This is a genomic window from Streptomyces poriferorum, from assembly GCF_019399235.1.
GTDB lineage: Bacteria > Actinomycetota > Actinomycetes > Streptomycetales > Streptomycetaceae > Streptomyces > Streptomyces poriferorum.
The window spans coordinates 1-24414 of record NZ_JAELVH010000020.1 but is presented as its reverse complement, the minus strand read 5'-3'; the positions used below and the strand labels follow the sequence as shown (position 1 = coordinate 24414).

Below are 24414 nucleotides of genomic sequence, written 5' to 3'. Positions count from 1 at the left end.
GACACGCTTCCCGGCGTGCGGCGTGCGGCGTCCGTCCGACGTCCTGTGCCGGGCCCCGCGCGTGCGGCCGCGGTGCCGGGCGAGTCCAACCGGGCGCTACCGCGCGCCGCGTAGCCGCAGAAGGTAGGTCGCGGTCAGCGCGACGGCACGGTCCCCGTCGCGCGACAGTTCCACGAGGGCGGATGACGCCGCCGTCCCCGGAACGGCCGCCAGCGCCTGCGTCAGCCGTCCGCGGGCGGGCGCTCCGGTGGCGTCGTGAGCCAGACGGCCGACGAGTTCGGTCGCGATCCCGTCCGCCATCGCGGAGTCGGTGGCCAACACGCTCAGGGCGTCGGCCGCGTCGGTGTCGTTCCTCCCGTCCACGATCATGGCGATGAGGATCGGGACCGCCTCGGTCTCGCCACGTGTACCGAGGGCCAGAGCCGCATGTCCGCGGACCACGATGTCGGCATTCACCAGGGCGTGCCGCAGCTCCGCGGTCGCCTCGTCACCCGGCATCTCTGCGAGTGACCGGACGGCACGCTCCCGTACCGCGGCCACCGGTGAGCAGAGGCCCCGCGCCAGCAGCCCGGGAACGCCGTCGCCGGACCGGGCCAGGGCCCAACGCAGCGCTCCGGCCACGTTCGTGTCCGCCTCGCTCAACGCTGCCTCGACCAAGGCCTCCACCGGCACCGGAACCTCGTCGCCCGAGGTGAGGGCCGCGCGTTGGCGCGCACCGGGACTCTTCGAACCCAGAGCCTGGATAAGCGCGACGACGTGGAGCACGCCCTCCCAGCCGGCGGGGTCCGCCGCATCGATCCGGCGCAGCCGCGTGAGCAGTTCGGTCTCGGCCTCGATGCGCTCGTGCGTCTGCCGGATGAGATCACCGACGAGCTCCGAGGGCGTGAAGCCGGGATCGTCGAGCGCGCGTCCTACCTCACGCAGCGACAGCCCCAGCGACCGCAGGCTCTCGATGTGGAAGATGCGCCGGATATCCTCCCCGGAGTACTCCCGGTAGCCGGATCCCGTACGGCCGAAGGGCCGTACCAGACCGAGCGACTCGTAGTGCCGGAGCATCCGGGCACTGACTCCGGACCGTTGCGCCACCTCACCGATCAACACGTCCTATTGTCACCCGTGGATGTGCCCGCCGAGGGCCACGACGCGTTTCGCCTCCTCGAGTGCGAACTCGAATCCGGCCTCCGGATCGTGCAGCAGTCGTTGGGTGGCGAGCGCGTGGACGCGCACCTGCGGGCCGGAAGCCGTCGTCGCTCCGTGCAGAGCCGGCACGATGACCTCACCCAGCGCGACCAGAGCACGGCTGAGGCTCAGCTGCGTCTCCCGGTCCCCGCGCCCGAGCTGCGTCGCGAGCACCACGGCCAGGGCCGACTCCCTGCCCTCCGGTACGAGCGCGACCGCGGTCCTCCAGGCGGCCCGTGCGACCTCGTGGTCGGCGTCGGTCAGCAGCGCCCGTGTGATGGCCGGCCAAGCCTGCCGGTCCCCGATCTTGGACAGGGTGTGCAGTGCCTGGCTGCGGGCCTGCGGACGTTCCGAACGGAGTTCGCGGACCAGCCGGGGGAGTGTCGTGGACACCGGGTGGCGGGTGAGAGCCCAGGTCAGCATGTCGCGGACGAAGAAGTCGGGCTCGATCCCGCACCGCTGGACGAGTTTGTCGACGAAGCCCGGGTCGGGCGTCGAGCCGACCGTCAGAGCAGCCCGCAGCCGCACGGAGGAACGGCTGTCCTCCAGCCCCTGGAGCGCTCGCAACGCATCCGTGTCCTGTTTCATGGCCGTCATCTCGACCACCTCCTCGGCAGACAGCGAAGGGCCTGTCACCGTGTCAAGGTCAAACCGCAGCCGCTGCGCGGTCGCGCCGGCGTCACGGCCGAGCAGACGGCAGGGGCCCGACCGGAGAATCCGGTCGGGCCCCTGCCTACTGCAGTCCCGCGAGAATCAGGTGCGGCGGTGACCGCCGTAGTAGTTGCCGACCTGCTCGTGGTATCCGGCGTCGCCGACGTGCTTGTCCTTGTCGAACTCGGGGGAGTGCTTGATCTGGTCCTTCGTCAGGTCGACGAAGATCCTCTGCTCGTCCGGGTCGACGCTGAGTACCGTGCCGGCCGGGAGCAGGACGTGCTTGCCGAAGATCCAGAGGCCGGTGTCCACCACGAGGTACGAGGAGTTGACTTCGTCCGAGTGCTTGTCCACCTTGCCGATACTCCCGTCGGTGGCTTCGACCTTGTATCCGATCAGGTCGGTGCCCGCGGTGTAGTTGGCGGCCGGCTGGTAGCCCCAGATGTTGTCACTCATGAAATGGCTCCTTCATAGAGATTCTTCACCTTCCACAGGTGAAACGGCGGAGGGTGTCGGCGTCCCGTGCAAAGCGGTGACGCTCTCTCGGGAGACCGCATGCCCTGCCTTCCCGTCCCCATGCGTCTGCTTCTCGGAGAGTTTGCGGGACGGGGGGAACGGGCGAAGAAGGGAGGAAGCCGCCTCGCGGCCGAGCGGCTCTTGTTCCCGTGGTTCCGGCGGAGAAACCAGCGGATTCTGATGCATGAGAGGTGGTGGGCAGGGCATTCGAGATCCTGGAGGTTGATAACTATGGTTCCCCTGCTTCTCGTTCTCCTGCTCGCTCTCGTTCTTTTCGGTGCCGGATTCGCATTGAAGGCCTTGTGGATCGTGGCAGTGATCGTGCTGGCTGTCTGGCTGCTCGGCTTTGTCATGCGCTCCGTCGGAGCGGGCGGCCACCGTGGCCGCTGGTACCGCTGGTAGTCATCGACGACCGGTCAGCAATTCAGTAGTTCAGCAGTGCGGGGTGGCCCCGACCAGCAGGTCGGGGCCACCCCGCATCTGTGTGTTCTGCAGGAATTGGCCCGCCCGTCCCGGGACGCCGGTTCGGAGCGCGTGGGAAGGGCACGCGTCGTGAACCCTCACGAAAGGACAACGCCGTGTCCCACCGGCGGAACATCTTCGTGCCCGGCCTCGACGAAGCCAACCTGCCGACGCTGAACGCTGTCCCGGACGCCGACACGTACAGGCTCAATCCACTGCTCAGCATCACGGAACTGCAGGAGGGTGAGGTCTCGGTCGCCGATCTGATGAGCCGGTCCCGCGCGGTCCTCGACGCGCACGACGGCAGCATTGACGCGCACCCCGGACTTCGGACGGGTGGACCTCGACAGCACGGACCCCCGGCCGCCCGACGGTGTGGCTTTTCCCATGTGGCTCAAGCCTGCTCTCGCCTACTCCTCGGAACTCGCCTACGCGGTCTCGGACATCGCGGAGTTCCGTGCGGCCGTCGACAGGATACGAAAAGGGATCGGCGAGGTCGGAAGGCCCTTCGACGCGGTGGTCAGTCTTCTCGAACTGCCGCCATAAACGGCCGGCGTGGGCGGCCAGGTCTGTCTTGAGGAGGAGGCCATGACGGGTCTCCAGGTGGCCGTGGAAGGCTATGTGCACGAAGGGGAAGTCACCGTCTACGGAGTGCTCGACTCGATCAACTACCCGGGCTCGTCTTGTTTCCTGCGCCACCAGTATCCGAGCATGCTTCTCCCGGGGGTGATACGGCGACTTCATGAGGTGAGAAGGCGAATGATGCGGCAGATAGGAATGGACGCGGACACATTCAGCATCGAGTACTTCTATGACTCGGAGACGGACGAGATCAGCCTGCTGGAGATGAATCCAAGGCATTCCCAGGACAGCTACAGCTACAGCTACGAGGTCGCGCACATCTTCACCGGAGCGGACGACGAGAAGGGCCTGCGGCGCAAGTTCGACCAGTGCGTCGCCGCGTCGGGCCTCACCTTCGACGAAACGGCTCCGGGCGGCTGTGACCGGGAGCCGCCGTGAACGGGGACAGGAGCAGGAGCAGGAGGGAGCAGACCATCGGTGTGCGACATGCCGGTCAACTGCCGTACACGGTTCTGCAGGAGGACCACGTCACCATCACCATGTCGGACGGGGTCCGGCTGTCAGCGAGGGTCTGGCGCCCCAGCGGGTCGGACGCCGAGCCTGTCCCGGCGACCCTGGAGGCCATTCCGTACCGGAAGAACGACCTGACCTCCACCCGCGACGCGATCCACCACCCCTACATCGCCGGCCACGGTTACGTCTGCGTGCGGGTAGACCGTGCGAGGCACGGGGGAGTCGGAGGGGGTCCTCCGGGACGAGTACCTGGAACGGGAACAGCGCGATGCGGAAGAAGTGCTCGCCTCCAGTGGCTGGGCGGACGGGTACTCCAACGCGGTGAAACGTCTCCTGAGCCATGTCGGCGTACCCCGCAAGGGGCTGATCGGGCCCTGGTCGCACAAGCTCCCTCACACTGGGAAGTGGGCCTCCTGCAACGCCCCGCCGGATCTGCCGTACGACCAGCGCGAGGAGGACGGCGCTCACTCGTCTTCGATACACAGCCCCTGACGGAACGCCTGGATATCCTCGGCGCCCCCGCCGCGGAACCGCTGGTGTCCTCGTCGGGCCGGGCGGCGCAGGTCACCGTCCGCCTGTCGGACGTCGCTCCCGACGGCCGTGCGAGGCGGGTGACCTACGGGGTGCTCAACCTCGCGCACCGATCGGGTGATGGCGCTCTTGAACCACTCGAACCGGGCAGGATCTACCGGGTCCGGATCCCGCTCAACGGAGCCGCCCAGGTATTCCCCGCCGGACATCGCGTGTGCCTCTTGCTCTCGACCTCGTACTGGCCGCTCGTCTGGCCGGCACCCTCACCTGCCCGGCTGAGCGTTCACGAGGCCGGCAGCTCCCTCACCCTGCCGGTCCGGCCCGTGGCGGCCCCGGATGACGTGCCGTTGGCGCCTTTCGGCCGTCCCGGACGGGACGTCCGGGTGGAGACTGGAGACCCGCACGATCCTGACGTCGGACGAGACCGATTTCCACGTCGATGCCACGTTGGACGGCTACGAGGACGGCCGCAGGGTTTTCTCCCGCACCTGGAACAAGAGCGTCCCGCGTGTGAACGTCTGAGCGTCGCCCGCGCGGGAGCGGATATGCCCTCCGGCCTGCCGTGCGCCGACCGGCCTCACCGGGGGCACTCCTGCGCGGCTCAGATCTCCTGGTCGTCGCTGTGCCGGCCGAGGCTGCGGCCGAAACGTTCCGAGATCGCCGGCATCAGGCTCTCGCCGTCGGCCGGGCGGTCGAGGCCGAAAACGTGACCGGGGAAGTCCAGTTCCTTCTGCACCGCCCAGATCCCGTCGTGCTGCTCCGGCGGAAGGATGCGCACCGGGTCGCCGACGGCGACCCATCCGATCGGCACCATCGAGTCCGCCGGCAGCACGGTGCGCAGATGCACGATGCCGTTGATCCGCACCTCGGATCGGGTCCCGATCCGTGCGCCGTTGAAGACGCGGCTGCCGGTGGCCAGGAAGACCTCGTCCTCGACCCGGCAACCGGTCAGGCAGGAGGTGGGGCCCACCAGCACCTGCCGTCCCAGAACCAGCGGGTCCCGCCGGGTACCTCGCAGGACCGCGTTCTCCATCACGATGCTGCCCTCGCCGACCTCCACCGGTCCGCCCTCGGCGGTGAGTACCGCACCGAACAGCACCCGGCACCCGGCGCCCACCCGCACGTTCCCGCACAGCGTGGCGGTCGGAGCGACATAGGCCGTGGGGTGGACCGTTGGCGAGCAGCCATCATGAGTAATCATCATGGCGGTGATCATCCCGTGTCCGGAGCGCGGGCGTACAGCCGTGCGGTGACCCCACCGGCTCAGCGGCCGGCCGCCCGGCGGCGCAACCGCAGGGGCGCGTAGACGGCGAGCGCCGCGACGAACGCGACGTAGTACGCGAGGTCCGCGCCGTGCAGAGCCGCGGCCACCGGCCCCACGTACAGGCTCGTGTCCATGAACGGAACCGCCGCGCCGAAGGCGACGACGAACGCCGCGAGGGCGGGCCACCACGGCTGCGGCCGGTCACCCTCGGCAGCCGGATCGAACGGAACTCCGCCCCTCTCCCCGGCGCGAGCGAACCAGTCGACGGCCACGACCGCCACGAACCCGGGGATCCAGTAACCGACGAACAGCAACACGTTCTGGAAGCGGGCCGTGGTGTCCGCGGCGTGCATCCACAGCACCAGCGGGAAGCCGAGTACGGCGGAGAGCGCCGCCGCCAGCGGCCGCGGGATGGGCACCCCGACGGTCTGAAGGGCCAGGGAGCCGCTGTAGTCGTTCATCGCGTTGCTGCACAGCGCCGCCAGCGCGACGGCCAGCAGTCCGAACGCGCCGAGCGCGCCGCCTCCCAGCAGTTCGTCGACGCCCTTCGCGGTCTGGTCGGTGAAGGCGGACGCTCCCCACAGGCCGAGCGCCTGCACCGCGACGAAGGAGACCGAGATACCGAGAAGCGTGTACCAGAACATGCGGGGGCGGGAGGCGGACCGTGGCAGGTACCGGCTGAAGTCGCTGGCGTACGGGGCCCAGGACAGCGCGAGGCTGAGCGCGATGGTGCTGGTGAGCACGAAGGCGCCGGCGCGGTCGGCGCCGTGTACCGACCCGCTGGTGGTGGGGTGGACGCCGTCGAGGAGTTTCACGGCCAGCGCGACGAACGCGGCGGCCAGCACGAAGGTCATGACCTTCTGCAGCCGGTGTATCGCCTCGTAGCCGAAGACACCGAGTAGCCCCTGCCCCACCATCATCACGAGTACGCCCAGCCAGAACGGCCATCCGCACAGTCGAGCCAGCGCGTCCCCGCCGAAGAGGCCGATCAGCGCGTCCCACGCGACCGACGAAAGCCACTGCAGTACGCCCGGCACGGCAACGGCCCGGCCGAAGGCGAGTCGCGCCAGCGGCAGTTGACCCGTGCCCGTGAGACTGCCCCAGGTCCCGAGGTACGCGGTGGGCGCGGCGCCCACGAGGGTGCCGAGCACGACGGCCACCAGCGCGGTGGTGAAGTCCAGCCCGAGAACGATGCCGATCGTGCCGGTGAAGACGCCCGTCATCGTGAGGTTCGGGGCGAACCACACGGTGAACAGCCGCCCGGGAGCACCGTAGCGGTGCGACTCGGGGACCGGGGCGATCCCGCGGGTCTCGATGCGCAGATCACCGGATGCGGAGGGCGTCCGCCCGTCGAGGACGGGCGGGTGACCGGTGGCCGCCGGGCCGCTCGGAGCATGTGGAAATGACATCGGTGACATCCCTCCGCCAGTGCTAACTGGTTCAGGTTCGACGGGTGTGATCTCAGCCCCGCTGGTCGGGGCACCCCGTGTCGGATTGCGTCGGCAAGGCTAACCCACGTGTTCGGGCCCGGGCGACAGGGCTCCGACCGGTCGGTCGCAGGACCGCCTGACGGTGTGTTCACACGGCTCGTCGAGCAAGGCGCGGGCTTCGGGGAACTGTCACGGTGACGGGGTACGGCTGCCGGGACCGGGCCCGCAAGAGGCTCCTGCGGGCCCGGTGTCCTGCGGGCCGGCCGGGACCGTCAGCCCGTCGAGGTGGGGCGGTGGCCCGGGCCCCGGGCGATCTCCACGGTGGAGGTGACCCGGACGACCGACGGGACGCGGGGCGCCGACCCGAACCCGAAGGTGACCGGCGGGTCGACGGGGGCGAGTCCGCCGAGGTTCCGAGCGCCCAGCGTCGCGGTTGCCGCACGGACACGGTGCAGGTCCCGGGCCCCGTACCACTCACGGCGGTCCGGGCCGGCGCGCCCCAGCGTGCGGACACCCGGCAGCAGGCGGGCCGGTACGTCGCAGACGGCGGCCCAGGTGCGGCTGCGGGCCAGGGGCGCCGGCACCGTACGCAGCAGCAGGCCCAGGGCGGACCTTGAACCGGTGACGAGGTCCAGCACGAGCGGCCCCGCACCGACGTGCCAGCGGCTTCCGTCGCTCCTGACCTCCACCGGAACCACCTCCACATGCTCGAACGTGTAGGTGTCCGCGACGAATTCGGCGATCCGGCGGGAGGGGGCGAACAGACGGCGCTCGCCGTCCGGGTGCTCGATCATGACGTCGCTGAACGCCCCGAACGGAGACCGTGGCCAATGCCCCCACACGATCCGCGTCCCGGAGACCGTGCCGACGGCTCCGATCCATCCGTCGAAGTGCAGCCGTTCCTTTGCCATGGCGACAGTCTGGCCTGCCCGGGCCGCGCCGGCCGGGACCGCCGCCCGCCCGTCGGTCACCGCTCCGGAGCGTCCTCGTTCAGTTCGGGCTCCAGGCCCTCGGCCACCGTGCTGCGGCCACGGCCGGAGTCGGCGCGCCACGCCTCGAAGGCCCAGGTGGTCGAGGCCACCACGGCGAGGCCGAGGAGCCAGCCGCCGACCACATCACTGAACCAGTGAACGCCCAGCGCGATCCGGGTGAAGCCCACACCCAGGACCGAGAGCACCGACACGCACCAGCAGAGGATTCTCGGCCCGCCACGGGGCACCAGCGGCAGCAGGACGAGGAGCAGTACGGCGAACGAGGTGGTGGCGGTCATCGCGTGCCCGGAGGGGAAGGAGAAGCCCGGTGCCTGCGCCACCGGGTCCGGCAGGGAAGGCCTGGCCCGCTCGACGACGGTCTTGACCAGGAGCCCGGTCAGCGCGCTCGCCACAGTCGTCGCGCCGGCCCAGGCGGCCAGCCGCCAGGCCCGCCGCCGGAGCAGCCACACCGTCAGCAGAGCGACCACGGTACGGAGCGTCGCCGGGTCCCAGACCCAGTCGGACAGGAAGCGGAGTGTGCTCGTCCACGCAGGGTGTGCGAGCGCGGTCCCGTGCAGCCGCCGCGCTCCGCCCGCGTCCATGACGCGGAGCGGGTGCCACCGGCCTTCGACGAGGACGAGAAGGAGACCGAAGGGCACCGCGGCGAGCGCGGCGACCGCCACGGCTCCGAACAGCCGGACACCGAATCTGCGGTCGGCCGCCCGGACACGGTGTCGGCGAACCAGCGGGCCGGTCGTGCGCACCACCGCTCACGCTCCAGGGTCGGGGTGGATGGGGCCGGGCCGACGCGCACGCGCGGCTTCGAGCTGCGCGGCGAAGGACAGACCGAGAAAGAGGGCGATGGAGGTCAGATAGGCCCAGAGGAGCAGCGACATGAAGGCGCTGAGCGGCCCGTAGACCGTGTCGAAGGACCCGCTGACCGCGAGGTAGAGGCTGAGCAGCCACGTCAGCGCCGTCCACAGCACCAGGTAGACGGCGGCCCCGAACGCCAGCCAGGTGTAGCCGGGTTGCCTGCGGCGGGGGGACCGGCGGAAGATCGCGCTCGCGGAGATGAGAGCGAGCAGCAGTCCGCAGGGCCAGCGCAGCAGATCCCAGGAGTTCCCGGCGTCGTCGCCGAGGTCGTAGACCGTCACGGCGGCGGCGGCCAGGTCGCCGCCCACCACCATCAGGATGAATCCGATGCCCAGCGGGACACCGGCAGCCAGTGCCATGACCAGACCCCGGAAGTACTTCAGGTGGAAGGGGCGGTCGCGCTCCACCCCGTAGATCCTGTTGGCGCCGCGTTCGATCTGGCACATCGCCGTGGTGACGTTCACCAGGGAGAAGGCCAGACCGAACCAGAGCGTGAGCTGAGAACCCTCGCCGGCGCGGCGGCGGCTCCGGGCGAGGGCATCGTCCACCACCTCGGCGCTCGGACCCGCGGCGATGCGGTGGATGGTCAGTTCCGCCACCTTCCCCACGTTCTCCGTATGCAGCGAGGCGGACAGCCCGACGAAGGCGATGACGAGGGGTATCACCGCGAGAACGGTCTGCAGGGCGAGCGCACGGGAGTGGCTGAAGCCGTCGGCGTAGCGGAAGCGGATGAAGGAGTCACGTACCAGCGGCCAGCGGCCGTAACGGCGCAGCGAGGCCAGGGCCTCGTCGGCGGACAGCTCGTCACCAGTCATGTCGCGGGTCTGCGGGACCCGGGTCGCGGTGCCCATTCACTCATCCCCCGACGGCAGGAGCACGGTCAGGGCCCCGGGCTCGACCTCGGCCACGAGCAGCCGGCCCGGGCTTACCGGATCTCCGTCGATCTCACGCGGCTGCTCCGATGCGAAGCGGAGTTCGGCGCGGCGGAAGGCGAAGTACTCCACCGGGGTGCCTGGGTGCTCCCCACCGGCAGGGGGGAAGCTGCCCCGCGCACGGGGGCAAGGCGGTTTCGAGCGGCCGCGCAGCAGTATGCCGAGGGTGCGCAGCCAGCCGGTGGGCCCATGGGGGTCGAAGACGGCCAGATCGATCAGACCGTCGTCGGGCTCGGCGGCGGGGACGAGCGCGGCGCCGCCCTGCACCTTGCCGATGTTGGCGAGGAGCACCATACGGGCGGTGCGGTGCAGGACCGGCCCGCTGTCCAGCCGGATCGCCACGGACATCCGGGGTGCGCGCAGGCTGCTCACACCGGCCACCACGTAAGCAGGCCAGCCCCACGCGGATTTCGCGCGGTCTCCGGTGTTCTCCAGCATCGCGGCGTCCAGACCGGCACCGGCCATGGCGGTGAAGCGCGTGGCCGGGAGGCAGTCGCCCTCGATCCGCCCGATGTCGATCCTGCGAGCACGGCCCGAAAGCGCTGCGGCCAGGGCATCCGCCGGTCTCAGGGGCAGACCGAGGTTCCGGGCCAGCAGATTGCCGGTGCCGCAGGGCACCACGGCCAGGGGAACTCCGGTGCCGGCCAGCGAGTCGGCCGCCGCCCGGACGGTCCCGTCGCCGCCGCAGACCACCACCAGGGACGCGCCCGCCTCGATGGCTGCGGAGGTCTGGCCACCGCCCGGGTCGTCGGCGGTGGTGGTGACGAACTCCGCGGCGTGATGACCGTGCTGCTCCAGGACCAGTCGCAGGCTGTCGCGTTGCGCGTCATCCGTAACGGTCGGGTTGACGATGACGACGGTATGGCCGGCGACACGTTCGGCGCGTTCCTCCGCGGCCTTCAGCGCGATCTCCATGGCGTTCGACGGTGCGGGAGCGGGGCTGTGGCCGTCGGTCATGAGGTGGCGACCGACGATCAGGAGCGACAGGCCGCCGTTCAGCAGTCCGCCGAGAACGTCGCTGGGATGGTGCATCCCCCGGTAGAGGCGTGCGACCGCCACCAGCAGCGGTATGAGCAGCAGCAGTCCACCGACCGCTTTCCGCCACGGGCCCCGGATACGGGAGAGTGCCAGAACGGCGAGGCCGCCGTAGAGCGCCGTGGCGGCACCCGTGTGGCCGGAGGTGTAACTGGCCGTCGGCGGCGAGGCGTCGAGGCGATCGACATCCGGCCTGTCGCGGTCCACGGACGTGGTGATGACCAGGAACACCAGTGCCTGGAGCGAGACGGAGACGGCGAGGAACACCGCTTCCCGCCACTTCGGCAGCCTGGGTATCAGGATCAGGCCCGCACAGACAAGGACGGTGGTGATGATCACCGTGGCGGTGTTGCCGGCCTCCGAGGCGAAGAGTGACACGTCGTTGAGAGCCCCGTTGCGCAGGTGCTCGAGACTCTCGTTGACATGGTCCTCGACGGACAGGGGATACATCCCAGCGGCGGGTCCGGTGATCAGAAGACCGAGCCCCACCATCAGGGCTGCCTGGCAGACGGTCAGCGCGCCGATCCGCACGGCGGCCGGTCCCCAGCCACTGGTCAGGGCGGGTGACCGCCCGGGGTGGGAGACGGGACCGGGCTCGGCGGTCCGACGGACGGGTCTTTCCGGTGACGCGGTAGGCATGGCGCTCCCAGTCTTGAGCGCTGCGAGGCAGCAGTGGTGGTCGGGCGCGGGCTCGTCCCTCCCGGTGACCGGCCTTCTGCCCCCAAAACCGTCCGCCAGGCATGCGCGCCATGTTCAGCGGCAGGCCGGACTCCAGTACCTTCCACGGGCGCCCGACGGGAGCTGCCAACAGCGTCCCGGCAGACGCTCTTCCCCGGTACGGCGCAGCGGTCCGCGGCGTCTGCTCAGCACTTCCCACGAGCTTCCGCGGCTCCGGTTCCGCTCATTGACCGGTCGGGGGAACGCTCATCGCCAGGAGTGCGGTGTCGTCGTCGAGTCCTTCGCCGAACGAGTCCAGGAGGCCGGTGAGAGCCTTGACAGCGCCGGTGGCCGAGGTGGGCGCGAGGGCCCGGGCGAAGCCGAGGAGGGCCTCCTCGCCGTAGCGTTCGCCTGCCTTCGAGGTACGCGCTTCGGTCAGACCGTCGGTGTAGAGCAGCAGGGTGTCGCCGGGATGCAGATCCAGGGTGACGGTGGTGAACTGGGCGTCCTGGACGACTCCTGCCAACTGGCCGCCGGGCGTGGGCCGGTACTCGGCGCTGCCGTCGGCACGCAACAGCATGGCAGGGGGGTGCCCGCCGCCGGCCAGCACGATATGGACTCCCGTGCCGTTGCCCGCGCAGGTCAGCAGGCCGAAGATCACCGTGCAGAACCGGGGCTCGTCCTCCTGCGCCTGGCGGTTGAGCGCCGTGTTGAGGTTGGCCAGGACCGCAGCCGGTTCCGGGTCGGAGACCGCGGCGGCTCGCAGGGTGTACCGCGCCAGTGACGTCACCACGGCCGCGTCGGCGCCCTTGCCGCGCACGTCCCCCATGAAGAAGCCCCATCGGCCGTCGGCCAGCGGGAACAGATCGTAGAAGTCCCCGCCCACCTCGTCGGAGGACGCGAAGTGATAGTGCTCGGCGACGTCCAGGCCCGGAACCGGTTCGAGTGCCGGCGGGATCAGGGTGCGCTGCAGAGTCGTGGCGAGGCGCTGCAGCCGTTCGCGGTCGCGCTCGGCCTCCTGCCGGGCGCGCAGGAGCTCACGCTCGTAGGCGCGCCGGTCCCGGGCATCCAGGAGGGTGGTGCGGATCAGCAGCGGTTCACCGTCGCGGTCCTGCTTGACCTTGGAGGTGACCAGGACCGGCAGCCGGCTGCCGTCCGCGGCCTTGAGCTCCAGCGCGATGCCGTTGACCTCACCCTGCATGTGCAACAGCGGCGCGAAATGCGTCTCGTGGTAGAGCCTGCCGCCGATGGTCAGCAGGTCGGGGAACTTCCTGTGACCCACCAGTTCCTCCCGGCGGTAGCCGAGCCAGTTCAACAGGGTCCCGTTGACCTTGGCGATCCGCCCGTCCATCAGTGTGGAGAGGTAGCCGCAGGGCGCGTTCTCGTACAGGTCCTCCGCACTGTCCTCCAACAGGGCGGCGAACGACAGCTGTTCCTGGTCGCGATTCCCTGCCGCCCACAAGCCGTTGGCTTCCTCGCCGCCCTGGTGCACCGTCACGGCCCCTGCAGAAAGGCGGTGATCGCCCGGGTCGTCTCCTCGGGGGCGCTCAGCTGGGGGCAGTGGCCCGTTGAGTCCAGAGTGACCAGCTGACTGCCGGGGATCTGCTCGTGGACGAAGGCGCCCACCTCACGCGGGGCGATGGTGTCGCGCGCGCTCTCGGCGATGAGCGTCGGCACGGTCACCTCGGCGAGATCCGCGCGGTTGTCGGAGAGGAACGTGGCTCGCGCGAACACCCGTGCGATGTCCGGATCCGTTCGGCAGAAGCTGTTGGTGAGCTCCTCACCCAGCTCGGGGCGCTCCGGGTTCCCCATGATCACCGGTGCCATGGTCGCGGACCAGCCGAGGTAGTTGCTTTCCAGCGACTCGAGCAGTTCGTCGATGTCCTGCTCGCTGAATCCTCCGTGGTAGTCACCGTCGTCGATGTACGAGGGTGACGGGGTGAGGAGGATCAGCCTGTCGAAGAGACCGGGCTCCCGCACGGCCGCAAGGACACCGATCATGGAACTGACCGAATGCCCGACGAAGGCCACGGGACCGAGGTCGAGCGCCCGGCATATTTCGATGACATCCTGCGCATAACCATCCAGAGTGGAGTACCGCTCCGGGCTCCAGGCGGACACATCGGAGCGCCCCGCCCCCACGTGATCGAAGAGGACCACCCGAAAGTGCTCCTCCAGGGCGGGGGCCACGAGACGCCACAGGTTCTGATCACATCCGAAACCATGGGCCAGCATGACCACCGGGCCGCCTTCCCGGCCCGTCACCGATACATGGTTCCTCGTCCGGACATCCATGGGAATATCCTGACACTCCCCGCACGCTACGGCCTGCGCAGCAGGAGCAGGCCGGCTCACCAGCACTGCCGGGGCAGTGCCCCCTTGACCGGTGGCTCATCGCCTCTCTCCGGGACGCAGACCGTCGTCGCGGCACGCTCAGGTCGTGTACGGGGAGTCCCGCCCAGCGGCTTCGGGTGGACGGGGCTCCTTTCGAACCGCGCCCCGGCGGCTACGGCCCTCAGCCCGCGTCGGCGGGTGAGGCCCCGTTTCCGGCGGGTACCAGGCGCAGGGTCAGGATCTGGAACGGGCGAAGGGACAGCGTCACCTCGGCCCCGTGGAAGGCCGGTGCCGCCGCGCCCTCCAGGTCCCGCTCCAGCAGGTCCGTGATCCGTGCGGAGGCCACAGGGAAACCGGCCCTGAGAGTGGTCCGCACACGACCGCCCCCGGACTCGTAGAGGCGCACGACCACGTCGCCCGAACGGTCGTCCGCGAGCTTGACCGCCTCGATGACGACACCGTCCCCATCGGTCCCCACCAGCGGCTCGACAGCCGCACCGCCGGGAACGGCACGCTCGGGCAGGTTGAAGTGGTATCCCTCGCGGATCGCGTCGTGGATGTCCGCGCCGAGGACCAGCGCGTACCGCAGACGGTGTTCACCCCGGTCACAGTCGGGGTCCGGGAAGAGAGGGGCCCGCAGCAGCGAGATCCGCGCCGTCGTGGTGGTCCCGCCGTCCGGGCGGACGTCCCGCGTCACGTCGTGGCCGTAGCTTGAGTCGTTGACCAGGGCCGCGCCCCAGCCCGGTTCCGCGAGGTGCAGGTAGCGGTGCGCACAGATCTCGAACCGGGCACTGTCCCACGAGGTGTTGCTGTGCGTGGGGCGCCGGACATGACCGAAGGGGATCTCGGCGCTCGACTCCGCCGCCCGTACGTCGAGCGGGAAGGCGGCCTTGAGGATCTTCTCGCACTCCTGCCAGTCGACGTCCGTCTCGATGTCCAGACGGCGGCTTCCCTCGGCCAGGCGCAGCACCTGGGTGATGCGGGAGGCGTTGAAGCTGCGCACCACCCGTACGCCACCGCCGGGGACCGCACTGACCTCGTCGGCCTCGGTCAGGTCACGCACGGTGTTGCGGTAGAACGCGTCGACGTCCCAGGCGTCCCACTGGTTCGGGAAGTCCTGGTGCAGCTGGAGGAGGTTGCCGACCGTGCCCGGTGCGAGCGCCTCGCGTCCGGCGGTCAGGTCGAGGGCGGAGGCCACCAGACCCCGGGCGTCCACCGTGATCCGTACGAGGCCGTTGTCCAGGACGAACCCGCCGTCCCCGGTGGGCCGGGCGGCGACGGGGCCGGCAGCCCGCGCACGCGGTGACGCGCCGAGCGCGGGAACGCCGTCCCGGGCATGCGGCGCCGCGTTGAACACGGTCTCACCGCCCGCCCCGCTGCCGCTCCCGCCCGCCGCGAGGCTGCGCTGGGCGGTGTCGATGACCTCGCCGAGCTCGCGGGCCACCTCCGCGTACGTCTCCTCCGCCTCGCGGTGCACCCAGGCGATCGACGTCCCGGGCAGGATGTCGTGGAACTGGTGGAGCAGCACCGTCTTCCACACCCGGTCGAGCAGTTCGTACGGGTACGGCAGGCCGGTTCGCAGGGCCGCGGTCGCGGCCCACAGCTCGGCCTCCCTGAGCAGGTGTTCGCTGCGCCGGTTGCCCTGTTTGGTGGCGAGCTGGCTGGTGAGCGTGCCGCGGTGCAGCTCGAGGTAGAGCTCGCCGACCCAGACGGGGGCGTCCGCGTACTCCTGGCGGGCCTTGGTGAAGAACTCCGCCGGGCCCTCCATCTCCAGCCGGGCCGAGCCTTCGAGGTCCTCCAGCCTTCGCGCCCGTGCCAGCATCTCGCGGGTGGGCCCACCGCCGCCGTCGCCGTAGCCGAAGGGGACGAGGGAACGGTTGGCCGCGCCCTTGTCCCGGAAGTTGCGCTCGGTGTGTCCGATGTCGGCGCCGGACAGGTCGCCGTTGTAGGAGTCGACGGGAGGGAAGTGGCTGAAGATGCGGGTCCCGTCGATGCCCTCCCACCAGAAGGTGTGGTGGGGGAAGGCGTTGGTGGTGTTCCAGGAGATCTTCTGGGTGAGGAACCATTCGATGCCGGCCAGCTTCATGAGCTGGGGCAGGGCCGCGTTGTAGCCGAACGTGTCGGGCAGCCACATGTCCTTCGTCTCGACCCCGAACTCCTCCAGGTAGAAGCGCTTCCCGTGTACGAACTGCCGGACCAGCGACTCCCCGCCGGAGAGATTGGTGTCGGGCTCCACCCAGAGGCTGCCGGTGGGCAGGAACTGCCCGGTGCGCACCTTCTCGACCACCCGGGCGAACACCTCGGGCCGCTGCTCCTTGAGCCAGGCCAGCTGCTGCGCCTGCGACATGACGAAGCGGAAGCCGGGATGGTCGTCCATCAGCGCGGTGACGTTCGAGACGGTCCGGGCCGCCTTGCGGACCGTCTCGCGTACGGGCCAGAGCCAGGCGGTGTCGATGTGCGCGTGGCCCACGGCGGAGACGCGGTGGGCGCCCGCGTGCGCGGGGGAGGCCAGCGCGGGGGCGAGGATCTCGCGAGCGTGCGCGGCGCTGCCGCCGATCTCCTGGAGGTCGATGACGTCCAGGGCGCGGCCCAGGGCATGCGCCAGTTGCCGGCGCCGGGTGGAGTCCTCGGGCAGCTGGTGCATCAGCCCGCCGAGCACGTCCATATCCTGTACGAGTTCCCACACGACGGAGTCGAAGACGGCGAGGTCCATCCGGTTCAGCCGGTACAGCGGCTCGTCCGGAGCCCCGTCGCCGTGCAGCCAGGGGGCGACACCGCCGGCCCGGGTAGGTACGAACGGGTCACCGTCCGTACCCGAGTCGAAGATGACCGGATTGGCGGACGCCTCGACGTAGTAGACGAACTCCTCGCCCCCACGGGCGGGTTCGGCGATCGGGAGCCACACGTTGCGGGGGTTGAGAGCCTTGACCGGCGTTCCGTCGGCGCGGTACACGAGGCCCTCCGCGGAGAAGCCCGGCTGGGTGGCGCCGAAGCCGAGGTCCAGAACCGCCTCGACCCGCTCCCCGGCCCAGGCGGCGGGAACCGTGCCGCTGATCCGGAACCAGCTGGTGGACCAGGCCGGCCCCCACGTTGCGCCGGTACGGACCGGTTCGTACGGCGCGGCGATTCCTTCGGACACGGGCACGGGCTCGCCGCTGACGTTCCATATCGCGACGTCCAACGGCAGGCTCTCGCGGTACACCGCGGGCCGCAGGCGCTGGTCCAGTACGCGGGCGAGCCGGCGTTCGGTGACCGTTCGGTCGTGGTGCATGGGAACTCCGTGAGGGATTGCGGGGAGGCGAAAAGGGCAAGCCGGTGCCGTGGAAGGGGCGGCAGGGGCTGGGTCAGTGCGTCCCGTAGCGGATGACGTGGGTGGGGACGACGGTTCTGCGGGCCGGGATCGGCCCGGCGGACGAGCCATTGATCCGGTCGATGAGCATCTGGCCCGCCCGCCGCCCTATCTCGTCGGCGTCGTACGAGACGATCGTCAGCGGCAGACCGAGGACGTCGGCGAGGTCGAAGTCGTCGAAGCCGGCGAGCGCGACCGGTCTGCCGAGCGCCCGCACGGCGCGGATGGCTCCCTGCGTCAGGCGGTTGTTGGTGCAGAAGAGAGCCGTCGGCGCGTCGGGTGCGTCAAGGAGCGCGCGTGCGGCGGCCTCGGCGGTGGGTACATCGGTGAGCCCGCGTCGTACCTGGCTCTCGTCGGGTTCGATCCCGGCGCTCTCGTGGGCGGCCCAGTATCCGCGGAACCGTTCCGCGCCGGTGTACAAGGCGGGCGGGTTGCCCAGGAAGCCGATCCGGCGGTGACCGTCCGCGATGAGCTGTGCGGTGGCCTGCTCGGCGCCGCCGAAGTCGTCGACCAGGACGCAGTCGGCGTCCATCCCGGCGGGCGGCCGGGATGCCAGGACGATCGGCATGCCGCGCAGCGCGGCGGGCGCCAGGTGACGGTGGCTGCTGCCGGCCGGGACGACGATCATGCCGTCGACCTGACGGGACGCCAGGTCCTCGACGAGCCCGCGCTCCTTGTCGACCTGCTCGGCGGTGTTGCTGAGCAGAACCCGCAGGCCGTGCTCGGACGCCACCTCCTGCACACCGAGTGCCAGACGCGAGTAGAACGGGTTGGCGAGGTTGGTGACGACCAGTCCGATCATTCCGCTGCCGCCCAGGCGCAGGCTGCGCGCCGTCTCGTTGCGCCGGTAGCCGAGCTCCTCGACGGCGGCGAGCACGCGCTCCCGCGCCGGCTCGCTGACCCGGGTGTCGTTCTTGAGCACCCGGGAGACCGTCATGGCACTGACGCCGGCGCTGGCGGCCACGTCGCGCATCGTCGGGGCTCCGCCGTCGCCCGATCGGTGCTGTGCCATGGGCAGTTCTCCTGCGGGGTCGTCGGGTGGCCGGTGCGTCACGAACGCCGTCATTCTAGGTCCGTACCGGGGGAGCGCCGGCGGACCTGTGCAGAGCCCAGTGGGCGGCGCCGATCAGGGGTGCGTCGGCAGGGCGCCGGGCCGTGACGGTCAGGGGCGCGGTCCCGGGTGCCCAGGACTCGAAGCCTGCCCGGACGGCGGGCCCCACGAGGTCCCAGGACCCGGCCATCGACCCTCCGACGACCAGGAGGTCCGGCCGGAACCGCTCGCACCAAGGCGCGAGCGCCCGGCCGAGCGCACCGAAGCAGTGCCGGACGGTACGCAGGGCGTGTGCGTCGCCGGCGCGGGCGGAGCCGGTGATCTCGTGCACGTCCGGGAGGCGGTGGGCGTCGGGCACCGCGGCGGCCCGGGCGTAGAAGTCGCGGATCGCACGCCGGGAGACCACCTCCTCCAGCGGGAGCCCGTCGACGGCGAGCCGGTGCGCCCTGCCGCCGGGCGGCACGTCGGGGCCCTCCACGACCGGATGCCCCCCGTCCAGGAAGGAGGAGCCGACGCCGGTGCCGAGCGTGATGCACACGGCCCGGCGCCGGCCGGCGGCCGCGCCCGCGCGGTATTCGCCGATGGCGAAGGCGTCGGCGTCGTTGACGAAACTGATGCCGCTCGGGGCCCCCGGGAGCCGGCCGAGCAGTTCCGCGCCCACGTCCACACCGTGCAGCGACTCGAACTTGCCGATTCCCCGGAAGCGGCCGACACCGGTGGCGTAGTCGAAGGGACCCGGAATCGCCACGCCCCAGTGCGCGGCCGCCGGTACCTCGACGCGGTCGGCGACGGCGGCGATCGCGTCGAGGAGCTCACGGGCAGGGGCGTCGGCGGGGACCGGCTGCCGTACGGCCGAGAAGGGGACGGGCAGTCCGGCCCCGGTGTCGATGACGGCGGCCGTCACATGCGTGCCGCCGATCTCCAGCACGGGAACGTGGCTCATACCTGCGTCACCAGGGACTTCACCACGTGCACCGGCCGGCTGCCGACGGGGTGCAGCCGGTAGGGACCGACGGACGCGGGCACGGTGAGGGTCTCGGCGAAGGCGAGGTCGTGACGGAGACCGCCGGCGGTCTCCACGACGACACCGTCGCCGGCCGAGACGTTGAGGATGTGGAAGCGGCCCGCGGTGTCGTCCTCCGCGGCCTGTTGCCCCTCGATCACGAAGCGGTGCACCGCGTAGAACATGTCCGGCAGGGCGCCGACGATCTCCTCGCGCCAGCCGAGGCCCTCGCGCAGGGTGCGCGGCTGCTGGACGAGGTCCTTCAGGACGTCGTCGCCGCGGCGCGAGGTGTCGAGGTTGGCGAAGCCGTGCGCGTACGAGAGGGGCCGGGGGGCACCGGAAGTGCCCTTGCGCAGCCAGTCGTAGAAGCGCAGGGAGTAGAGATAGGGCGTGGCGCTGATCTCCAGGACCAGGTTGCCCTCGCCGGACGAGTGCGGGGTGCCGGCCGGGATCATGAAGAGCTGCCCGGGCTCCGACGGGTGCCTCATCACGTGTTCCTCGACGCGCAGCGGCAGCCCGTCCGCGGCGGCCGCCTCGACCTCCTTGCGCATGACGTCCACGTCAGTACTGTCCCGCAGGCCGAGATAGACCTGTGCACCGGGTTCGCTCGCGGTCACGTAGTACGTCTCGTGCTGGGTGTACGGCCAGCCGAACGTCTCCCGCATGTACTGCTCCCGCGGATGCAGGTGCAGGGACAGGTTGCCGCCGCCGACGGTGTCGAGGTAGTCGAACCGGATGGGGAAGGACGTGCCGAAGCGGCGGTGGACGTCCGGGCCGAGGAACTCCTCGGGGTGCAGTTCGCACAGCAGCTGGAAGGGGATCTCCACCTGGGCGGCCCCGTCCTGGCCGACCAGGATTCCGGCCTCCGGGGCGATGAGTTCGTAGCCGAGGGCCGTGTTACCGCCCCGCGGCTCGAAGCCGAGTTCCCGCGAGGCCCACTGCCCGCCCCACGGCGTGGAGTTGAAGAAGGGACGGGTGCGGACGGGGCCGGTCGCGAGCACGGCGAGGGTGGCCCGCACGGCGGCGCCGTCCAACGAGGCCGGGCCCTGCGGGTCCTGGAGGTCGACCCATCGGTCGACCCGGTGTGCGAAGGCGTCGCGGTGGCGGTCGCCGACCGGCCAGTCGGTGTAGAAGAGGCTGCGCAGCTCACCGGGGGTGCCGGGGCGGCCGAGGTTGGCGCCGAGCGGCAGTTCTCGCCGGGTGACTGCCTCCTCGGCGTACCGCTTGGGGAGGTCGGCCCACCAGAGCAGGTCGGGTTCGGCGAGGGCGGCTCCCGGACCGAAGACGAGAAGGACGCCGGTGCGCGGGCGCTGCTGGACGGGGGGTGTCTCGAAGAGGTCGCCCATGGAGAACTCGGCGAGGGGCAGGAAGAACGGGTCCGCGTCCGCGGCCGGCACGCAGAGCCGTTCGACTGCCGCCGTGGACCAGAGGCCCCGTACGTCGCACAGGGTGACCTCGGTGCCCCGGGCGCGCAGAGCGGCGGCGAGGGCGCCTGCGGCCTCCTCCCAGTCCAGCGCGGCGGGTCCGTCGAGGGCGAGGACGGTGGAGGCCGTCGGCAGGTCAGCCGCGGCGGCCGCCCAGCCGGTGACGACGGTGCCGCCGATGGCGGCGTACCGCGGGTTGCGTTCGTAGGGACGGGGCTGGTGCACAGATGCTCCTGAGGACGAGGACCGGCAAGCAGGTGAATGGTATCGATAACATTCAGCGCGAACAAGGTGTGCCCGGCAATGACTCCTGGATTGCCATCCTGAAGTGCGGATTTATCTGATTCGAAGAGAAACCCTTGTTTCGATCTCGTGGTGTCGTTAACATCCTGGCAACCCGGAGCGCGGAGACGAACGACGTACCTGCATCCGGCGGATCTCCACACCGCACCCCAGAGCCACGGATCCCACCGGGATCCAGAGGGAAGTGAACGCATGAGATCAACCGGCGGGACGACAGAGCAGTCGCCCCACCCGATCCGCCGGCGCACCGTGCTGGCGGGCCTCGGGGCCGGCGCGGCGGCCGCGCTGGCCGGAGGCTGCGCACGGGGCGACAGCACGGCCTCGATACCGGGGACGACGTCACTGGCCAACGACAACGCGACCTGGGACGCCGGATACGTCGCAGCCGGACGCGAGCTCAAGAAGCTCACCGGCTACGCGCTGCGCCCGCTGTCCAACCCCAACCCGACCGCCTACACCCAGGTCACGCAGATCTCCCTGCAGACGACCAAGGCGACGGACCTGATCAAGTGGCAGTCCGGCTACAACCTCAAGCAACTCGCGCGCACCGGCAGCCTCAGCGACCTGACCGGACTGTGGGACGCGTACGAGCGCAAGGGCTGGGTGACCAGATCGCTGCGCGACGCGATGTCCTACCGGGGCGCCGTGTACGGGATGCCCCTCTACCAGTCGTACTACGTGCTGTTCTACAACACCGAGCTCTTCGACAAGCACGGACTGCGGGCACCGGAGACCTGGGAGGAGCTGCTCCACAACGCCGAGGTGCTCAAGAAGTCCGGCGTCACCCCGTTCGTCGCCACGCAGAGCGGCAACTGGCCCGCGTACGAGTGGTTCGAGGAGCTCGTCAGCAAGGTCGATCCGGTCTTCTACGCCGACCTGATCGCGGGCCGGGCCCGGTACACCGATCCGCAGGCGCACAAGGCCATGCAGATCTGGCAGGACTTCATGAAGAAGGGCTGGATGACCCCGGCCGACTTCGACCAGAACAACGGTCCCGCCGCGCTGAAGACCGGCAAGGTCGGCATGTTCCTGCACGGTTCCTGGCAGTCGCAGGGCCTGGCGGCGGCCGGGATGAAGCCGGGAGAGGGCTTCGACGCCTTCGTCCTGCCTCCGGTCGACTCCTCCACGAAGCGATCCGTGATCACCGAGGCGGGCGTCCTAGCCGTGCCCGAGAAGGCCGTGTCGCACGACGCCGCCATGGCCAACGCCGGCAACTGGCTGAACCCCTCGGTCCAGCGGGTGTGGACCGACTTCCTCCAGGACGGCTCGGCCAACCCGCAGGCGGTCACCTCCAATCCGGTGCTCGCCCGCCTCAGGAAGAGGGCGCTGCGCGAACACTGGACCGAGCTGCCCCGCTACGGACAGTCCGGGCCGCCCAACCTCATGCAGGGGAACACCGACGACCTGGGCGCCTTCATGACGCAGGCCATGTCGTCCGAGGCCACTCTGCGCAGCATGGCGAGCCGGGCCTCCAAGGAATGGGCCGCCTGGAACAAGGACGAATCATGACATCGGCAGTCGACAGGCGCCCCACGGCAGCCCCTTCACCCGTGCCGCCGCCCGCATCCCCCGTCCGCACGCCCCCGCGCAGGCTGAAGGACAGGCTGGCCGGCGCCGGCTTCCTGGCCCCCGCCGTCCTGCTCGTCGCGGCCCTGCTCCTCACCCCGTTCGCCGTGACGGTGTACCGCAGCTTCTTCGGCGACGGCCGGGTCTCCTCCTTCACCTGGTTCACCAACTACGGGCTGTTCCTCAGCGATCCGGTTCTCGCGAAGTCCATAGAGAACACCCTGATGTGGGTGGTCGGCACGGTCGCCCTGCCGCTGGTCCTGGGCCTGGGCATCGCGGTCATGACCAACCAGTCCGGATGGTCCAGGGTGGCGCGCCTGCTCGTGGTCCTGCCGTACGCGATCTCCGGATCCGCGGTGGCCGTCGTGTGGAACTTCATCCTCACCACGGACGGCGCGGCGAACCAGGCCCTCCAGGCGCTCGGCCTCGGCTCGTTCGCCCAGGGCTGGCTGCTCGAATGGCCGGGCAACACCCTCGTCATGATCGTCGCCAACACCTGGCAGTCCACCGGTGTGGCCGTGATCCTCTTCCTGGTCGGCCTGCAGACCATTCCTCCGGAGACCCTGGAGGCGGCGTCCCTCGACGGCGCCGACGGCCTGCGGAAGTTCTGGTACGTCGTCATGCCCCAGCTGCGGACCGTGTCCGTCATCGTGGTCGGCAGCAGCCTGGTCAACGGGCTGAAGTCGTTCGACCTCATCTGGGTGCTGACCCAGGGCGGTCCCGGCCGCAACTCCGAGACCCTCGCGGTCTCGATGTACCAGGAGACGTTCCTCGCGCTGCGTCCCGGCGCCGGGGCGGCGGTCGCCGTCGTCCTCACCGTCATCGTGCTGCTGGCCTCCTGGCTGTATCTGCGGCGCCAGCTGACCCCGAAAGGCGCATGAGCATGACCACCCGCCGCATCTCCGCCGGAACCGCCGTCCGCAACACGGTCCTGGTCCTCGTCTCCCTCCTCTGGGCCGTGCCCACCTGGCTGCTGGTGGTCAACGCCCTGGTGCCGGCCGCCGACTACAGCGGCAGCCCGCACTGGCTGCCGCACGGGGGCTTCGGTCTGTTCGACAACATGTCGCAGGCGTGGACCCGGGCCAGGCTGGGCCCCGCGATGGGCAACAGCCTGCTGTACGCGGTGACCAGCTCGGCCGCCGCCATCGTGGTCGCCACGACCGCCGCGTTCGCCACCGTGATCATGCCCGTGAAACGCAAGACCCTGTGGTTCTGGCTGATCTACTCGGGCACGCTGCTGCCTCTCCAGGTCTTCCTGCGCCCGCTGTTCCTCGCGTACGCGCGCACCGGCCTCTACGACGCGCAGATCGGACTTTTCCTGGTCTATGTCGCGGTGGCGATCCCGTTCGCGTACTTCATCATGCGCAACTTCGCCCAGACGCTGCCCGGTGAGGTGATCGAGGCGGCGAGGCTGGACGGCGCGTCCTGGTGGCGCGTCTTCTGGCAGATCCACGTGCCTCTGTCCAGGTCCGCGATGGTCGCCGCCTTCGTCTTCCAGTTCGTCGCCGTCTGGAACGACCTGCTCTTCGGAATCACCCTGTCCACCAGCCGCAACATCCGCCCGGTGATGGCCGCGCTCGCAGAACTCCAGGGCAACTATTCCAACGTCGGGCCGCCTGTCGTGCTGGGCGGAGCGCTGCTTGTCTCCCTGCCGACCGTCGTCCTGTTCTTCTCCGCGCAGCGCTTCTTCGTCAGCAGTCTCAAGCTCGGCTGATCCCGGCCGGGGCCGTACGCACGGTCCCGGCCCCTTGCCCCCGCACCGACGCCCCGAGCCGAACCCCGAAAGGC

Annotated in this window: 20 protein-coding genes, 2 pseudogenes and 1 riboswitch; of the genes and pseudogenes, 7 read left to right on the top strand and 15 right to left on the bottom strand. The window is 70.3% G+C overall.

Annotation, left to right across the window (positions count from 1 at the left end; translation table 11 throughout):
* Positions 1–96 precede the first annotated feature (96 nt).
* From JGS39_RS06020 to JGS39_RS06010, 3 genes are all read right to left on the bottom strand, one after another.
* Positions 97–1101: a MerR family transcriptional regulator gene (locus JGS39_RS06020; RefSeq protein WP_219567676.1), complete on the bottom strand. Its 1005-nt coding sequence runs from the start codon at positions 1099–1101 to the stop codon at positions 97–99.
* Positions 1102–1110: 9 nt separating this feature from the next.
* Entirely contained in the window at positions 1111–1776 is a 666-nt protein-coding gene (locus JGS39_RS06015; RefSeq protein ID WP_219567675.1) for a HEAT repeat domain-containing protein, read from the bottom strand.
* A gap of 156 nt (positions 1777–1932) precedes the next feature.
* Entirely contained in the window at positions 1933–2286 is a 354-nt protein-coding gene (locus JGS39_RS06010; RefSeq protein WP_219567674.1) for a PRC-barrel domain-containing protein, read from the bottom strand.
* Between the two features lie 291 nt (positions 2287–2577).
* Between JGS39_RS06010 and JGS39_RS40635 the strand changes: the two genes are divergently transcribed.
* The 4 genes and pseudogenes from JGS39_RS40635 (at position 2578) to JGS39_RS41830 (ending at position 4956) form a co-directional block, all read left to right on the top strand.
* Complete coding sequence (locus JGS39_RS40635) at positions 2578–2748, top strand: hydrophobic protein (RefSeq protein WP_148019197.1); 171 nt, start codon at positions 2578–2580, stop codon at positions 2746–2748.
* Between the two features lie 176 nt (positions 2749–2924).
* Positions 2925–3828: pseudogene (locus tag JGS39_RS06005) on the top strand (ATP-grasp domain-containing protein).
* A 101-nt stretch (positions 3829–3929) separates the two neighbouring features.
* A pseudogene (locus JGS39_RS06000) lies at positions 3930–4673 on the top strand (CocE/NonD family hydrolase C-terminal non-catalytic domain-containing protein); the annotation flags it as partial.
* A gap of 97 nt (positions 4674–4770) precedes the next feature.
* Positions 4771–4956 carry a hypothetical protein gene (locus JGS39_RS41830; RefSeq protein ID WP_372456131.1) on the top strand — a complete coding sequence of 62 codons (186 nt, stop codon included), beginning with the start codon at positions 4771–4773 and terminating at the stop codon, positions 4954–4956.
* A gap of 79 nt (positions 4957–5035) precedes the next feature.
* Here the strand turns inward: JGS39_RS41830 and JGS39_RS05995 are convergent, their stop codons facing one another.
* The 12 genes from JGS39_RS05995 to JGS39_RS05940 form a co-directional block, all read right to left on the bottom strand.
* Positions 5036–5638: a gamma carbonic anhydrase family protein gene (locus JGS39_RS05995; protein ID WP_219567673.1), complete on the bottom strand. Its 603-nt coding sequence runs from the start codon at positions 5636–5638 to the stop codon at positions 5036–5038.
* A gap of 59 nt (positions 5639–5697) precedes the next feature.
* Positions 5698–7107, bottom strand: a complete 1410-nt coding sequence (locus JGS39_RS05990) for a purine-cytosine permease family protein (RefSeq protein WP_236062980.1) — start codon at positions 7105–7107, stop codon at positions 5698–5700.
* A riboswitch (TPP riboswitch) is annotated at positions 7099–7195 on the bottom strand. (Overlaps the previous gene by 9 nt.)
* A 205-nt stretch (positions 7196–7400) precedes the next feature.
* The gene (locus JGS39_RS05985; protein ID WP_219567671.1) at positions 7401–8039 is read right to left on the bottom strand and encodes a hypothetical protein; all 639 of its coding nucleotides are present in this window, start codon (positions 8037–8039) and stop codon (positions 7401–7403) included.
* Between the two features lie 56 nt (positions 8040–8095).
* Positions 8096–8866 carry a phosphatase PAP2 family protein gene (locus JGS39_RS05980; RefSeq protein ID WP_219567670.1) on the bottom strand — a complete coding sequence of 257 codons (771 nt, stop codon included), beginning with the start codon at positions 8864–8866 and terminating at the stop codon, positions 8096–8098.
* A 3-nt stretch (positions 8867–8869) separates the two neighbouring features.
* Positions 8870–9823 (bottom strand): YihY/virulence factor BrkB family protein, encoded by a 954-nt coding sequence (locus tag JGS39_RS05975; protein ID WP_219567669.1) that lies wholly within the window; start codon positions 9821–9823, stop codon positions 8870–8872.
* Entirely contained in the window at positions 9824–11578 is a 1755-nt protein-coding gene (locus JGS39_RS05970; RefSeq protein WP_219567668.1) for a bifunctional phosphatase PAP2/diacylglycerol kinase family protein, read from the bottom strand.
* A 262-nt stretch (positions 11579–11840) separates the two neighbouring features.
* A complete protein-coding gene (locus JGS39_RS05965; protein ID WP_219567667.1) occupies positions 11841–13094 on the bottom strand; it encodes a PP2C family protein-serine/threonine phosphatase in 1254 nt (417 codons plus the stop codon).
* Positions 13091–13891 (bottom strand): alpha/beta fold hydrolase, encoded by an 801-nt coding sequence (locus tag JGS39_RS05960; RefSeq protein WP_219567666.1) that lies wholly within the window; start codon positions 13889–13891, stop codon positions 13091–13093. Before JGS39_RS05960 ends, JGS39_RS05965 begins: the two co-directional genes overlap by 4 nt.
* Before the next feature lie 220 nt (positions 13892–14111).
* Positions 14112–17201, bottom strand: coding sequence for an alpha-mannosidase (locus JGS39_RS05955; protein ID WP_219567665.1), 3090 nt, complete (start codon positions 17199–17201; stop codon positions 14112–14114).
* Between the two features lie 73 nt (positions 17202–17274).
* A complete protein-coding gene (locus JGS39_RS05950; RefSeq protein WP_219567664.1) occupies positions 17275–18291 on the bottom strand; it encodes a LacI family DNA-binding transcriptional regulator in 1017 nt (338 codons plus the stop codon).
* A 55-nt stretch (positions 18292–18346) separates the two neighbouring features.
* Positions 18347–19273, bottom strand: coding sequence for an ROK family protein (locus JGS39_RS05945; RefSeq protein ID WP_219567663.1), 927 nt, complete (start codon positions 19271–19273; stop codon positions 18347–18349).
* Positions 19270–20982, bottom strand: a complete 1713-nt coding sequence (locus tag JGS39_RS05940; protein WP_372456130.1) for a class I mannose-6-phosphate isomerase — start codon at positions 20980–20982, stop codon at positions 19270–19272. The genes JGS39_RS05945 and JGS39_RS05940 overlap by 4 nt, the downstream gene beginning before the upstream one ends.
* Positions 20983–21252: 270 nt before the next feature.
* On the opposite strand from JGS39_RS05940, the gene JGS39_RS05935 reads away from it, so the two are divergent.
* Genes JGS39_RS05935 through JGS39_RS05925 form a run of 3 tightly spaced genes read left to right on the top strand, consistent with a single transcriptional unit; the run spans position 21253 to position 24340 of the window.
* Complete coding sequence (locus JGS39_RS05935) at positions 21253–22569, top strand: ABC transporter substrate-binding protein (RefSeq protein ID WP_219567662.1); 1317 nt, start codon at positions 21253–21255, stop codon at positions 22567–22569.
* Positions 22566–23507 carry a carbohydrate ABC transporter permease gene (locus JGS39_RS05930; protein ID WP_219567661.1) on the top strand — a complete coding sequence of 314 codons (942 nt, stop codon included), beginning with the start codon at positions 22566–22568 and terminating at the stop codon, positions 23505–23507. The genes JGS39_RS05935 and JGS39_RS05930 overlap by 4 nt, the downstream gene beginning before the upstream one ends.
* Positions 23508–23509: 2 nt before the next feature.
* Positions 23510–24340: a carbohydrate ABC transporter permease gene (locus JGS39_RS05925; RefSeq protein WP_219567660.1), complete on the top strand. Its 831-nt coding sequence runs from the start codon at positions 23510–23512 to the stop codon at positions 24338–24340.
* The last annotated feature ends 74 nt before the right edge of the window (positions 24341–24414 follow it).